Here is a 12,094-nt window from a genome sequence, read left to right as displayed (position 1 = left end):
AGCGTATTAACGCTTTTTTATTACTCGCCTACGACAGCAAGAATATCGCTTTCACGTAAAATTAAGTATTCAACACCCTGGTATTTCACTTCTGTACCAGCGTATTTTGAGAAGATAATACGATCGCCTACAGCCACATCAAGTGCTACACGCTCACCATTTTCAAGGACACGGCCATTACCTACGGCAACAACTTTTCCTTCCTGAGGCTTTTCTTTCGCTGAATCCGGTAATACGATTCCGCTTGCAGTTTTTTCTTCGGACTCAACAAGCTCAATAACAATACGATCACCTAATGGTCTTAACAATTCAAACAACCTCCTCAAATATATGTAGTTTTCTCATTATTAGCACTCTCTTCTAATGAGTGCTAACACAATTATTATAATAATGAATCTGAGATTTTTTTGCAAGTATGATGCATAAATTTTTACAAAGAAATTTTCTTTTTTACAACCTTATAAAGTATGTGAAAAAGCATGCATTCTATACCTATTTTATAAAAGAAAATAGACAAATTTCTATATAGTGCTTTTATAGTTCAGAAGCCTTCATTTTTCATAAAACAATTCTTCTAAATTGATACAATCACAGCTTTAAGAGTAAAATAAATATTAGTGCTTCTATCGGACCGATTAATAATCGAACGTTACTCGCTGTATCATATAACTGTATTTAAAGGAGATTGTCATTTGAAAAAGGAATATTGGTGGGTCATTATTGTTTATATTGTAATGCAGTTTTCAAGTCTAGTGGGGCTACCCATCTTAATCTTTGGCTTTAAACAATTTGATATCAGTCAAAAACTTGCTGTTCCTGTTTATCTGATTGCTAGTTTTTCAATCGCCCTAATTATTATCCTTTTACTATTACGGAAAGAAATGAACACTCGCAGCCTGGATGAGAAAGGAACTTCATTTGGCTATTCGGCGATGTGGGCCGTGTTAGGGGTATTTTTAGCTTTATTTGCCCAGTACGTTGCCGCCATTATCGAGAGCCTTTTAGGAGTTGAAATGGGTTCAGAGAATACACAGGATATCCTGAAAATCATCGAAACCCTGCCGCTGGCCATCCTTGTAACGAGCATTATTGGACCTATACTAGAAGAAATTGTTTTTCGCAAAATTATTTTTGGTGCACTGTATAAAAGATATAATTTTTTCATTTCTGCATTGATTAGTTCCGTCATCTTCGCTTTGGCCCATATGGAACCTGTGCATATTTTGCTTTATTCAGCGATGGGCTTTACGTTTGCATTTCTCTATGTCAGAACTAAGCGAATCATTGTTCCTATTTTTGCTCATGTATCGATGAACACGATGGTTGTTTTGGTTCAATCTGTTTATAAAGATGATATTGAACGGCTAAGACGTGAGGCGGAAGCGATTCAAAACTTTATCGGAGGCTTTCTATGAGACGTTCACCCTTGTTTTCCGGTTTTATCTACATCCTGTTAGGCGGGCTGTTTACTTATTTTGCCATCGACCATGTCCAAACAAACGGCTGGGGCTTCTTCAGCTACCTGCTCGTATTACTAGCCACCTTTGACTTTGGCTCCGGCCTTAAAATGATTCTTTTTCATATAAAGTACAAAAATCAGGCGAAAAGATAAAAAAAGGTGACAGGCACCATGTTTCACATGGTGCCTGTCACCTTTTCTATTATTTTGATGATGCTTGTGTGTTTATTCTGAGACGGTCTTTTCCGAGGATAAAGATAAAGAGGAAGGCTATTCCAGCAGGGACTAGCGCCCATGTAAAGGTGTGGACGATTGAGCTTGATAGGACATCTGTGATTTTGTCTAGGATTTGTGGCGGGATGTGACTTCTGGCTCCTTCTGATAATAATGATCGTGAATCGCCAAACGATTGCCCTTTCACCGGTCCCATTCCAGAAAAGGCTTCCTCAAGCCCCTCGTTAAGATTACTTCTTTGAATCGTACCAAAGATGGTTATCCCAATGGTCATTCCAAGCGAACGAATAAAGTTACTTGTTGAAGTAGCAGAACCCCTCTGCTCCATACCAAACGGATGAATCGCCGCCATACTTAACACCGAGAAGGAAAACCCAACTCCTAAGCCGATCACAATCATATAAACCGTCAGCAATACCCTGCTAGTTTCCGGCGAGATGCTGCTTAAAAGCAAAAATCCAATAATCAAAATAACGCCAGATAAAAACATGATGTTACGGTAACTCATCTTGGTCGTCAAAAATCCACCAGTTTGAGCCGTTACCACTGAACCAAGCATCATCGGCAATAAGATCAGTCCTGAATTGGTCGCTGTTCCGCCAAATACCCCTTGCACAAAGATGGGAATATACACAGTGGCCGCCATAAATGCGGCTCCATAAAATAAGCTGACAAGTGTACTTCCTGCAAACAGACGATTCTTAAACATAGCAAACGAAATAATAGGATCCTTCGCCTTCGTCTCAGCGTACAGAAAAAGTAATAGTAAGACAGCAAAGCCAGCAAATAAGCTCAAAATAATACTAGAATCCCAATCATATTTCTGCCCGCCAAGCTCAAGGGCAAACATTAAACAAACAACGGAGCCAATTAAAGTAATAGCCCCCCACCAGTCAATCTGCTGCTTTTTGTGAATTGGCGATTCTTTATATGCAATCGATACAAACACCAAGGATAATATTCCGAGTGGTAAATTGATATAAAAAATCCAATGCCAGCTGATATGATCCGTAATATAGGCCCCTAATAACGGACCGAAGATACTCGATAATCCAAAAACAGCCCCAAACAATCCGCCCATTTTCCCGCGCTTTTCAGGAGGAAATAAATCAAACATGATGGTAAAGGCAATCGGAACCAGTGCCCCGCCGCCAATGCCCTGAATCGCCCGGTAGATGCTTAGCTGCGTGATCGTTTCCGCTGTACCGCAAAGTGCGGAGCCAATCATAAATAAAATCAACCCAAATACGAAGAAGCGTTTACGTCCATACATATCGGATAACTTACCAAAAATCGGCATCCCGGCCATCTCTGCCACCATGTACGCAGAAACTACCCAGACAAAGCTTTCCAGCCCGCCAAGGTCACCAACAATTGTTCCCATAGCAGTTACAACAATGGTATTATCCATCGAAGCCATCAGTATACCCAGTAACAATCCTGCAACGACTAGCCCTAACTTACTTTCCTTTGCAGCCATTCGATTACCCCTTTACACTTTTGTCTTAGATTTTATTGCTGACGATGAATCACTTTTCAATTCCGTTGTATATTCAACAAGTCCTATTTGACAGCCGGGACCAATTTTAACGGTATTACCGCGGACAACTTCAGCGGTTGTATTTTCTAAGTAAATATCATCACCCTCAATCACTTTGGCCGAAAGAGTCCCTTCCTCTCTTCCAAACGGAAGGATCGAGTTTTTCTTTCTCTTGACCATAATTTTTCCGCCGCCAATTTCTTCAGCTGTGCTTTGCCCGAATCGCAATGCGATCTTAACCTTGTCTGCTGTTAGTAATCCTTTGATGTCGAAGCCGCCGCTTGAATCAAACGTCTCATATTCCACATCTCCTTTAACCGAGATACTTCCTTTAATGTTCGCAACATCTCCGCTTAACTTTTCACCAACTTCCAGCAGACCAAATACCTTCATCTTCTTCAAGCTGGCATTCCGGCCGACCATCATCGTACCCATAACAAGTGTATCGTTGGACGCCATATCCCCTTTAACCTCGGCCTCGCCCATAATTTTTACCGAGCCTGTTTTCACATTATCTCTCGCCTCACTCGTCCCATAAACATGAAAGGCGGAACATTCCACATCATCCACAATGGTCCCTTCACCACGGATGCTGATTTTATCATATATGCCGCCCGGGTAGCTTCCCGAACCATTAATAATTAAATTTTTCCCTTTGCCCATTCTCTTCCCCTCCTCCTAAACCTTCTGAATATCGCCTACAACCGAATTTTTATCTTGAGAAAATTCATCCGTATACTCCACCACACCGATCTGACAATTCGGACCTATTTTCACTTGGTGACCTCGGACCACCTTCGCCACGGTATTTTCCAGCACAATTTTGTCGCCCTCAATCAAATCAGTTTCTAATTGGTTTTTGAAAAAAGGTTTAAATATAGCGCCGATAAAGGACCCTTTATGTTGTTTAACGGTAATGGTCTGCCCTCCTATTTCCTTTGCCCTACAATCCCCATAAACCTCCACATCGATTTGCTCTGCATTGAGAAGTCCCCCAATTGTAAAGCGATATTTTCCTTTAAAACTCTCAGCTTCACAATCTTCACCTACTGTTAAAATACCATGAATGGTGATTTGCTCCGCCTTTACTCTACCTTCAACATTGACCTTCCCGGAGACATTTACGTTTTTTACCGAAAGATTCTGTGCAATTTTAGCTGTCCCATCCACCTTTAGCTTATCGCCCGCAATATTTCCATGAAACCGGGCATTGCCGTTAACTTTTACATTTGTGGCTGCTACATTCCCCTTCAAAGTTCCGGAGCCGTTACAGTCCAATTCCTCACATTCGATGTCACTATTAACGGTCCCAATCCCATTCAGTGTAACCAGAGAAAAAAGTCCTCCATTGGACGAACCTAGTCCATTGATGATCAGATCCCCTCTTTGATTCGTTTCCATAGTCATTCTCCCTTTTATAGTAATTTCGCTTTAATTTCTTCCAAACAAGTTATCATCGATAAGGCGGTAACCACTTTTGTTCCCGGTTCAAAATGAAAGTCTTCTGAATTAATGAGCAGCAGGCAGGAGGAAACGCCAAGCTTTCTTGTTATCACTAATTCACATTTTTTCTGTTTTATCACCTGCGCGTTGTACTTTAAGACCTGAAGCAGCATTTTACCTTCATCTAAATTTATTTCACCCGATTGTAAAAGTTTCTCTAATACATAAACTTCGAGCATTCTTGAAAAAGTAAACTGATGACCGCCTTTATCCATTTCCATATAGATATCCATAACATGAGACGAAACAATGTTGCGTTTTATAAGATCGTTCTTTTCCAGCTCTAAATCACTAATATTAGGTGAAAACATATCTGCTAATTCATCCAAAGACAGATTATCCTTCATGGTCTGGATTTTATTAATCCGCTCTAAAACCTTTTCTTTTGGAAAGAACGTTTCCTGTCCAGTAAAGGTGGATTTTCGGATAAACCACTCTTCGGGGATAAGATCTTTCCGTTTCCATCGGTAGAGCTGCCCATAAGAGATACCGGCAAGTTCCAGTAGCTCCTTCTTAGAAATTAACTCGTCGCTCATTTTAGATAACCCCTTTCTGAAAACAGTGTAACATAACACTGTTACGCTGGTAAAGTGATAAAAAAAGTGTTTCACTAATTTTTGTAAGTGAAACACCCTTTTATCATTATTCCTCTATTTCTTCTGTTGGATAATGCTTTAAGAAGTAAACTAAAGACTGCAATTCCACTGCCAAGTCAATGTGATGAACCCTGATCGATGAAGGGACATTTAATCGTGCTGGAGTGAAATTTAAGATCCCTCTCACTTCAGCTTTTGCCAGCCTGTCGGTAATCACTTGGGCAACAGGTGCTGGAACCGTTAGAATGACAACAGATATTTTTTCCTCTATGAGCACTTTTTCGAGATCATCCATCGGATAAACCGGAACTTCTCGAATTTTTGTTCCCTCTTTTTCCGGATCGACATCAAAGGCAACTTCAATTTTTGTATTATTGTTTTTTAAAAAATTATAATTTAAAAAGGCAGTACCTAGATTCCCAACCCCAATTAACGCAACCTTTGTTAATTCATCTTGATCAAGTGTCTTACGGAAAAAGGTCAACAAATAGTTGACATTGTAGCCATATCCCTTTTTCCCCAAGGCCCCAAAATAGGAAAAATCGCGGCGAATTGTCGCACTGTCTACCTTTACCGCTTCACTTAGTTCTGCAGACGAAACCCTTTGTTTACCTGAAGTATGCAGATTTTTTAAAAATCGATAATAGAGGGGCAGCCGTTTTGCTGTCGCCTGTGGTATCTTCATCGTTTCATTACTCATAATCTCCCACACTCCATTATAAAAATTTGATAATACTATTTAACTTGTTCGGTTCTTTTGAAGTCCCCATTTTTTCCGCCCGTTTTCTCAACTAAGTAAGTTGGTCCAATGATCATACCTTTATCTACTGCTTTGCACATATCATAAACGGTTAAAGCGCATGCTGATGCAGCTGTGAGCGCTTCCATTTCAACACCTGTATTCCCTTTTGTTTTAACGGCTGCAACAATATGCAACTGATAGCTTCCATTTTGATTCTGTTCCCATGAGAAGGATATATTGACCCCTGTTAATGGAATCGGGTGACACATGGGAATAATATCCCAAGTCTTTTTCGCTGCCATTACCGCTGCAACCTGTGCAACAGCTAAGACATCACCTTTTTTCATTTCATGGTTCGTTATTTTTTGATATATTTCTTCACTTACGATAATACTCGATTGAGCAAGAGCCGTACGTGCCGTTTCGGGTTTGTCGCTAACATCAACCATTTTAGCTCTGCCTTCTTCATTAAAATGCGTAAATTCTGCCATAAAAAAATCCTCCTACAAAAAAATAATACACTATTTTTAACACTATGTGTGTGAAACTTTGAGCGAAATATACATTTTTCTTGAAAAAAGTGCCATCGATTTCTCTTTATTGCTGTCATTACGCTTATAAGGTACACTATTTGTATGGTAAGTAATTTTAAAAGCTTAAACTTAGTGAAGTTTTTCACTAAACAAATAAAATCGAATACAGCCGTTTTTTATAAAAGATCTGACGTAATCCTATTACGTTTTGTTGTTAATAGAGGTGATTTAAAATGATTTTACTACAAGTGAACCAACTGCAAAAATATTATGGCGCTGAGCTTATTTTATCGAATATAAAGCTTGAATTACAAACCCGCGACCGTGTGGCCCTTGTCGGACGTAATGGTGCGGGAAAATCAACGTTATTAAAGATTATTGCCGGACACCTGTCCCACGATGGCGGAGAGATCATTAAACCAAAAGATGTAACGATCGGTTATTTAGCGCAAAATACCGGCCTTGAATCAAATTTGTCGATTTGGGATGAGATGTTAACCGTTTTCGAACCCCTTCGATTAATGGAAAAATCGCTTCGCAATCTCGAAGAACAAATGGCTGATCCTACTGTTTTTGAAGACAGTGCCAAATACGAGCGCATTTTAAAAGAATATGATTTGCTCCAGGTGAAATTTAAAGAACAAGGCGGCTATCAATATGAGGCAGAAATACGCTCTGTTCTCTATGGATTAAACTTTCATGATAATTCCCTGATGATTGCCTCTTTAAGCGGAGGACAAAAAACCCGTCTGGCCTTAGGAAAACTATTATTAACAAGACCTGATATTTTGATATTGGACGAGCCTACTAACCATCTTGACATCGATACCCTTTCCTGGCTGGAGCAATATTTGCAGGGCTATGATGGGGCGATTTTAATTGTTTCCCATGACCGTTATTTCTTAGATAAAGTCGTGACGCAGGTTTACGAAGTATCAAGGAAACAAATTCAACGGTTTACAGGCAACTATAGCGCCTACCTTGACCAAAAAGCTGCCAATTATGAGCGTGATATGAAACTATACGAGAAACAACAGCAAGAGGTGGCTAATCTACAAGATTTTATCCAACGAAATCTTGCTAGGGCCTCGACGACAAAGCGCGCCCAAAGCCGTCGAAAAAAGCTTGAAAAAATGGAGATAATGGATCGCCCGCTTGGAGATGAGAAATCAGCCACTTTCTCTTTTGAGATTGAAAAACAAAGCGGCAACGATGTATTAACGGTAGAATCCCTGGCTGTGGGCTATGAAGGTAAAAAGGTATCAGAGGATATTTCGTTTCGTGCCTATAGAGGTGAAAGTATTGCCTTAGTCGGACCAAATGGGATTGGAAAATCTACTCTCCTCAAAACGATTATCAAGAAACTGCCTGCACTAGAGGGCTCTGTTCGCTATGGAACCAATTTAGCTCTTGGATATTATGATCAGGAACAAGCAGAATTAACTTCTAATAAACGAGTGTTAAATGAACTATGGGATGATTATCCTTTAAAAAGTGAGAAGGAAATACGAACGGTTTTAGGTAATTTCCTATTTTCCGGTGATGATGTTTTGAAAATTGTTTCGACCTTAAGCGGAGGTGAAAAAGCACGGCTCGCACTTGCCAAGCTCATGCTTGAAAAAGCCAATTTACTTATTTTGGACGAGCCGACAAACCACCTGGACCTCGACAGCAAAGAAGTGCTTGAAAATGCATTGATTGACTATCCTGGCACTATCCTTTTCGTCTCACACGATCGATATTTCATTAACCGAATTGCTACAAAAGTGTTGGAGCTGAGTCCTAAGGGCAGCTTAGAGTATTTGGGAGATTATGATTATTATGTTGAAAAGAAACTCGAGCAGGAAGAACTAGCTGCACTCGCCCAAAGTGAATCTGCTAAGAAAACAGCTGAGAAGGAGTCCACAGAAAAAAATAGTTATCAACAGGATAAAGAGAGTAAAAAACTTGAACGCCAGCGAAAAAGAAGATTAGAAGAAGTGGAGCTGCGAATTGAGGAACTTGAAGAGCAGATTCTAGAGTTTGAACAACAGTTATGTGACCCAGAGGTTTTTCAAGATCATGAAAAGGTATTAGAAATAAATATACAGAATGAAAAAGCAAAAAATGAGCTTGAGCAGCTAATGGATGAATGGGCTGCACTTGCCGAATAATGTCGAAACCGGGAGTATTTTCCCGGTTTTTTTTATACAATAAATTCAGTTGTCCACAAGGTTACTCACATCTTAGATGGTATTGATATAAACATTCATCGTAGTTTTCCACATTATTCACAGTTATCCCCTATTTTATCCACATTATCAACAGATTGTTGATATCTATCCACAAATTGTGAATTAATTATTTATTTTTCTGAAAACTTTATCCACAGGTTTATTAATTTCACTGTATGAAAGTCATTTTTTGAAACATTGAAAAAAGCCCTTCCATTCGGAAGGACTATTCATTATATAATTCGATATCAAGTCCAGGGTTGGCATTAAGGTTCAATCCAGCCCTGATCCCCTTTTCAAACATGACACTGCCGGCAGCAGCAATCATCGCAGCATTATCCGTACATAATGAAAGTGGGGGTATGACCAGTTCAACCTCAGGATGTTTTGAAAAGGTTTGTTCCAAAGCCTTTCTTAACCCCTTATTCGCTGCAACACCACCAGCTACTAATAGCTGTTTCACTTTATACTCTGAAACAGCCCTCTCTGTCTTTTTCACAAGCACTTCAATGACACTTTCTTGAAAGCTCGCTGCTAAGTCCTCAGGGGCAATCGTCTCACCACGCTGCTCTGCGTTGTGAACAGTGTTAATAACTGCTGACTTTAGTCCGCTAAAACTAAAATCGTACGAGCCTTCTTCAAGCCAAGCCCTTGGTAAGTCAATTGTTGGTTTTCCTTCATGTGCTAGACGGTCAATATGCGGTCCGCCCGGATAAGGCATATTCAGCGTTCTTGCAACCTTATCGTACGCTTCACCTGCTGCGTCGTCCCTTGTTTCGCCAATTACCTCAAAGTGACCATGCTCCTTCATATAAACAATCTCTGTATGCCCGCCAGAAACAACGAGGGCCAGAAGTGGAAATTTCAATTCTGTCACAAGTCTATTTGCGTATATATGACCTGCGATATGGTGTACAGGGACAAGCGGCTTATTATGGGCGAAAGCAAGGGCTTTGGCTGCATTTACCCCAATTAACAGCGCCCCTACTAAGCCTGGGCCTTCTGTTACCGCAATGGCATCTATTTCTGAAAAAGTTAGATTTGCTTGACGCAATGCTTCCTCAATTACTATGGTTATTTGTTCAACATGATGACGAGAGGCAATTTCTGGTACAACCCCGCCAAATCTTTTATGACTCTCAATTTGCGAAGCTACCACATTTGCCGCAATTTCTCGGCCATTTTTTATTATCGCTACGGCTGTTTCGTCACAGCTTGTTTCAATCCCTAAAATCCATAAATCTTTTTTCATAAGTTCACCCACATAATTAGTGCATCTTCCTGATTATCGGAATAATAATTTTTTCGAATCCCGCCGTTGTGAAAACCAAATTTCCGGTAAAGGGATTGAGCGACATGATTGGTCACACGGACTTCAAGTGTCATACTCTTTGCTCCCATTTCACGGGCGGTTGATATTAGTTTTGTTAACAAAGCTTCGCCTAGTTTCTTCCCTCTATATTCCGGAAGGATTGCTATATTGGTTACATGGGCTTCATCAATTACTATCCATGTGCCACAATAGCCAATAATTTTATCATTTTCCTCTAGGACGATATAGACGGCAAATTTATTATTGTGTATTTCATTAAAAAATGCCTCTCGACTCCATGGTGTGGTAAAAGAGGCATGCTCAACTTCTAATACCTGATCGATATCCTCTTCCCTCATTAAACGAAAAACATAAGAATCTACCATTTATCTCTAACCCTATCCATTTAGAATTTTCCCTTTTGCCTCCAGCCATTTCGCTTCAGCTTCGGCCAAGCGAATATAATTTGGAACAAAGGAATGTAAATCTTCCCCTGGTTTATCCTGCCCTAATCCAGCCAGCTCTGCTGGGCGAGGATTGTGATCGGTTATACTGGCATAAATCGCTTTTTTTCCTAATATTTCATCTATCTTAGCTTGATGAATCGGTAAATCATTTCCGACGAAAAGAATGGGTTTGTCCATTTCTTGCAGTTCATCGGCCCAATCGGCAAACATAACGAGCTGATCCTTTTTTATGGCTGTCAACTTACTGTTTTGATATTGATAGAGAGCTGTATATACTTGTCCTCTTCTGGCGTCAAATATAGGTGATACGTACCCATCAAAGTATCGTCCTGTACCAGCGGCTAATATCTCAAGACTTGAAATCCCGACAAGAGGTATATTTAAGGTCCAGGCTAATGTTTTCGCAACAGTTACGCCAATCCTAACTCCTGTATAGGACCCCGGCCCTTTTGCAACAACTATCTTCGTTAAATCAGCAGGCACTCTTTCGCAATCCTTCATTAATGTTTGGATAGCGGGCATAATTCGAACTGAGTGGTTCTTCTTTAAGTTGGTTATATATTCACCGAGTACTTGATTATCCTCTAACAGCGCTACTCCTAAAACATAATTAGAAGTATCTATCGCTAAAATGGTCATCTAAAATATCTCCTTACATAATTGCTCATATCTTGGTCCTTTAGGCTTTAAGACAATTTTCCGTTGTTCCTGACCTTGATGGTATAAATAGATTGTCAGCAGTTCAGCTGGCAGCTGCTCTTCAATAAGATGAGCCCATTCCACGACTGTAACTCCATCACCTTCAAAGTATTCATCAAAACCCAGGTCTTCGTATGCGTCAGCTACTCGGTATACGTCCATATGATACAATGGAAGCCGGCCTCTATATTCCTTGATTATTGTAAATGTGGGGCTATTAACGGTTCTTTTTACCTCTAGTCCTTTTGCCAGCCCTTTTGTAAAAGTAGTTTTTCCTGCGCCTAAGTCGCCTTCAAGAGCGATGACGTCACCTGGCTTTAGAAACTCAGCGAGTCTTTCAGCAAACTGAGAAGTTTCCCCATCATTCGTTGTCATTAATTCAAATTCTTCCATCCAATCACCTTACTTTACCATAACGATTCTTTATTTTCATTTTACCCTTATTTAGGTATAAAAAAAACCTTAGGATGCTTCCTAAGGATGTATATACTATATGTAGTTTACAAGAATTTTGCGTTTAAAGCAAAAAGACGACGGTTCGCTTTATTCTTATTGTGGTATGAAAGACAGTTTGGGGGGATTCCTTTGGATTTTGTCCTTCATTGCAGATTAAGGAACCTTCCCAGCTTCTCTTATATAAAAACATCTATTGTAAAATATTTAAATCTTTATTTTAATGCAAAAAACTAGTCGAAACAGTGTTTCGACTAGTTTTAAAAAAATATGACGGTCTGGACGGGACTCGAACCCGCGACCTCCTGCGTGACAGGCAGGCATTCTAACCAACTGAACTACC

General features: G+C 39.9%; 14 protein-coding genes and 1 tRNA gene. 3 read left to right on the top strand and 12 right to left on the bottom strand.

What is annotated here, in order from left to right; all coding sequences use genetic code 11:
- Positions 1–20: 20 nt before the first annotated feature.
- Complete coding sequence (gene groES, locus COD92_RS29185) at positions 21–308, bottom strand: co-chaperone GroES (protein WP_098529497.1); 288 nt, start codon at positions 306–308, stop codon at positions 21–23.
- Between the two features lie 384 nt (positions 309–692).
- Here groES and COD92_RS29180 point away from each other — a divergent pair, with 384 nt between their 5' ends.
- Together COD92_RS29180 and COD92_RS29175 are read left to right on the top strand one after the other, a co-directional pair.
- Positions 693–1,415: a CPBP family intramembrane glutamic endopeptidase gene (locus COD92_RS29180; RefSeq protein ID WP_098996770.1), complete on the top strand. Its 723-nt coding sequence runs from the start codon at positions 693–695 to the stop codon at positions 1,413–1,415.
- Positions 1,412–1,612, top strand: coding sequence for a YdiK family protein (locus COD92_RS29175; RefSeq protein WP_098529493.1), 201 nt, complete (start codon positions 1,412–1,414; stop codon positions 1,610–1,612). The genes COD92_RS29180 and COD92_RS29175 overlap by 4 nt, the downstream gene beginning before the upstream one ends.
- Before the next feature lie 49 nt (positions 1,613–1,661).
- Here the strand turns inward: COD92_RS29175 and COD92_RS29170 are convergent, their stop codons facing one another.
- The 6 genes from COD92_RS29170 to moaC form a co-directional block, all read right to left on the bottom strand.
- On the bottom strand, positions 1,662–3,173 hold the full coding sequence (locus COD92_RS29170; RefSeq protein ID WP_098996769.1) for an MDR family MFS transporter: 1,512 nt from the start codon (positions 3,171–3,173) through the stop codon (positions 1,662–1,664).
- Positions 3,174–3,185: 12 nt separating this feature from the next.
- Positions 3,186–3,896, bottom strand: coding sequence for a cytoplasmic protein (locus COD92_RS29165; protein WP_098996768.1), 711 nt, complete (start codon positions 3,894–3,896; stop codon positions 3,186–3,188).
- Positions 3,897–3,911: 15 nt separating this feature from the next.
- Positions 3,912–4,634: a polymer-forming cytoskeletal protein gene (locus COD92_RS29160; RefSeq protein WP_098996767.1), complete on the bottom strand. Its 723-nt coding sequence runs from the start codon at positions 4,632–4,634 to the stop codon at positions 3,912–3,914.
- A gap of 14 nt (positions 4,635–4,648) precedes the next feature.
- Complete coding sequence (locus tag COD92_RS29155) at positions 4,649–5,272, bottom strand: YhbD family protein (protein ID WP_098996766.1); 624 nt, start codon at positions 5,270–5,272, stop codon at positions 4,649–4,651.
- Between the two features lie 106 nt (positions 5,273–5,378).
- Positions 5,379–6,032: a redox-sensing transcriptional repressor Rex gene (locus COD92_RS29150; RefSeq protein ID WP_098529483.1), complete on the bottom strand. Its 654-nt coding sequence runs from the start codon at positions 6,030–6,032 to the stop codon at positions 5,379–5,381.
- Between the two features lie 35 nt (positions 6,033–6,067).
- The gene (gene moaC / locus COD92_RS29145) at positions 6,068–6,565 is read right to left on the bottom strand and encodes a cyclic pyranopterin monophosphate synthase MoaC (protein ID WP_098529482.1); all 498 of its coding nucleotides are present in this window, start codon (positions 6,563–6,565) and stop codon (positions 6,068–6,070) included.
- 275 nt (positions 6,566–6,840) lie between these two features.
- Between moaC and COD92_RS29140 the strand changes: the two genes are divergently transcribed.
- Positions 6,841–8,760, top strand: coding sequence for an ABC-F family ATP-binding cassette domain-containing protein (locus COD92_RS29140; RefSeq protein WP_098529481.1), 1,920 nt, complete (start codon positions 6,841–6,843; stop codon positions 8,758–8,760).
- Between the two features lie 286 nt (positions 8,761–9,046).
- Here COD92_RS29140 and tsaD read toward each other — a convergent pair whose 3' ends face one another.
- From tsaD to COD92_RS29115, 5 genes are all read right to left on the bottom strand, one after another.
- Complete coding sequence (gene tsaD / locus COD92_RS29135) at positions 9,047–10,072, bottom strand: tRNA (adenosine(37)-N6)-threonylcarbamoyltransferase complex transferase subunit TsaD (protein ID WP_098529479.1); 1,026 nt, start codon at positions 10,070–10,072, stop codon at positions 9,047–9,049.
- Positions 10,069–10,518 carry a ribosomal protein S18-alanine N-acetyltransferase gene (gene rimI, locus COD92_RS29130; protein ID WP_098529477.1) on the bottom strand — a complete coding sequence of 150 codons (450 nt, stop codon included), beginning with the start codon at positions 10,516–10,518 and terminating at the stop codon, positions 10,069–10,071. Before rimI ends, tsaD begins: the two co-directional genes overlap by 4 nt.
- Before the next feature lie 12 nt (positions 10,519–10,530).
- On the bottom strand, positions 10,531–11,238 hold the full coding sequence (gene tsaB / locus COD92_RS29125; RefSeq protein ID WP_098996765.1) for a tRNA (adenosine(37)-N6)-threonylcarbamoyltransferase complex dimerization subunit type 1 TsaB: 708 nt from the start codon (positions 11,236–11,238) through the stop codon (positions 10,531–10,533).
- Positions 11,239–11,691 carry a tRNA (adenosine(37)-N6)-threonylcarbamoyltransferase complex ATPase subunit type 1 TsaE gene (gene tsaE, locus COD92_RS29120; RefSeq protein WP_098529473.1) on the bottom strand — a complete coding sequence of 151 codons (453 nt, stop codon included), beginning with the start codon at positions 11,689–11,691 and terminating at the stop codon, positions 11,239–11,241.
- Positions 11,692–12,028: 337 nt separating this feature from the next.
- Positions 12,029–12,093: transfer RNA gene (locus COD92_RS29115), tRNA-Asp, on the bottom strand.
- Position 12,094 lies beyond the last annotated feature (1 nt).

This window comes from Bacillus sp. AFS037270 (assembly GCF_002585305.1).
This window is presented reverse-complemented; position numbering and strand designations above follow the sequence as displayed.

Bases quoted from the DNA above. Each gene is read 5' to 3' on its own strand.
- COD92_RS29175 (WP_098529493.1), top strand. From the start codon at position 1,412: ATGAGACGTTCACCCTTGTTTTCCGGTTTTATCTACATCCTGTTAGGC.
- COD92_RS29170 (WP_098996769.1), bottom strand. From the start codon at position 3,173: ATGGCTGCAAAGGAAAGTAAGTTAGGGCTAGTCGTTGCAGGATTGTTA.
- COD92_RS29165 (WP_098996768.1), bottom strand. From the start codon at position 3,896: ATGGGCAAAGGGAAAAATTTAATTATTAATGGTTCGGGAAGCTACCCG.
- COD92_RS29160 (WP_098996767.1), bottom strand. From the start codon at position 4,634: ATGGAAACGAATCAAAGAGGGGATCTGATCATCAATGGACTAGGTTCG.
- COD92_RS29155 (WP_098996766.1), bottom strand. From the start codon at position 5,272: ATGAGCGACGAGTTAATTTCTAAGAAGGAGCTACTGGAACTTGCCGGT.
- COD92_RS29150 (WP_098529483.1), bottom strand. From the start codon at position 6,032: ATGAGTAATGAAACGATGAAGATACCACAGGCGACAGCAAAACGGCTG.
- moaC (WP_098529482.1), bottom strand. From the start codon at position 6,565: ATGGCAGAATTTACGCATTTTAATGAAGAAGGCAGAGCTAAAATGGTT.
- COD92_RS29140 (WP_098529481.1), top strand. From the start codon at position 6,841: ATGATTTTACTACAAGTGAACCAACTGCAAAAATATTATGGCGCTGAG.
- tsaD (WP_098529479.1), bottom strand. From the start codon at position 10,072: ATGAAAAAAGATTTATGGATTTTAGGGATTGAAACAAGCTGTGACGAA.
- rimI (WP_098529477.1), bottom strand. From the start codon at position 10,518: ATGGTAGATTCTTATGTTTTTCGTTTAATGAGGGAAGAGGATATCGAT.
- tsaB (WP_098996765.1), bottom strand. From the start codon at position 11,238: ATGACCATTTTAGCGATAGATACTTCTAATTATGTTTTAGGAGTAGCG.
- tsaE (WP_098529473.1), bottom strand. From the start codon at position 11,691: ATGGAAGAATTTGAATTAATGACAACGAATGATGGGGAAACTTCTCAG.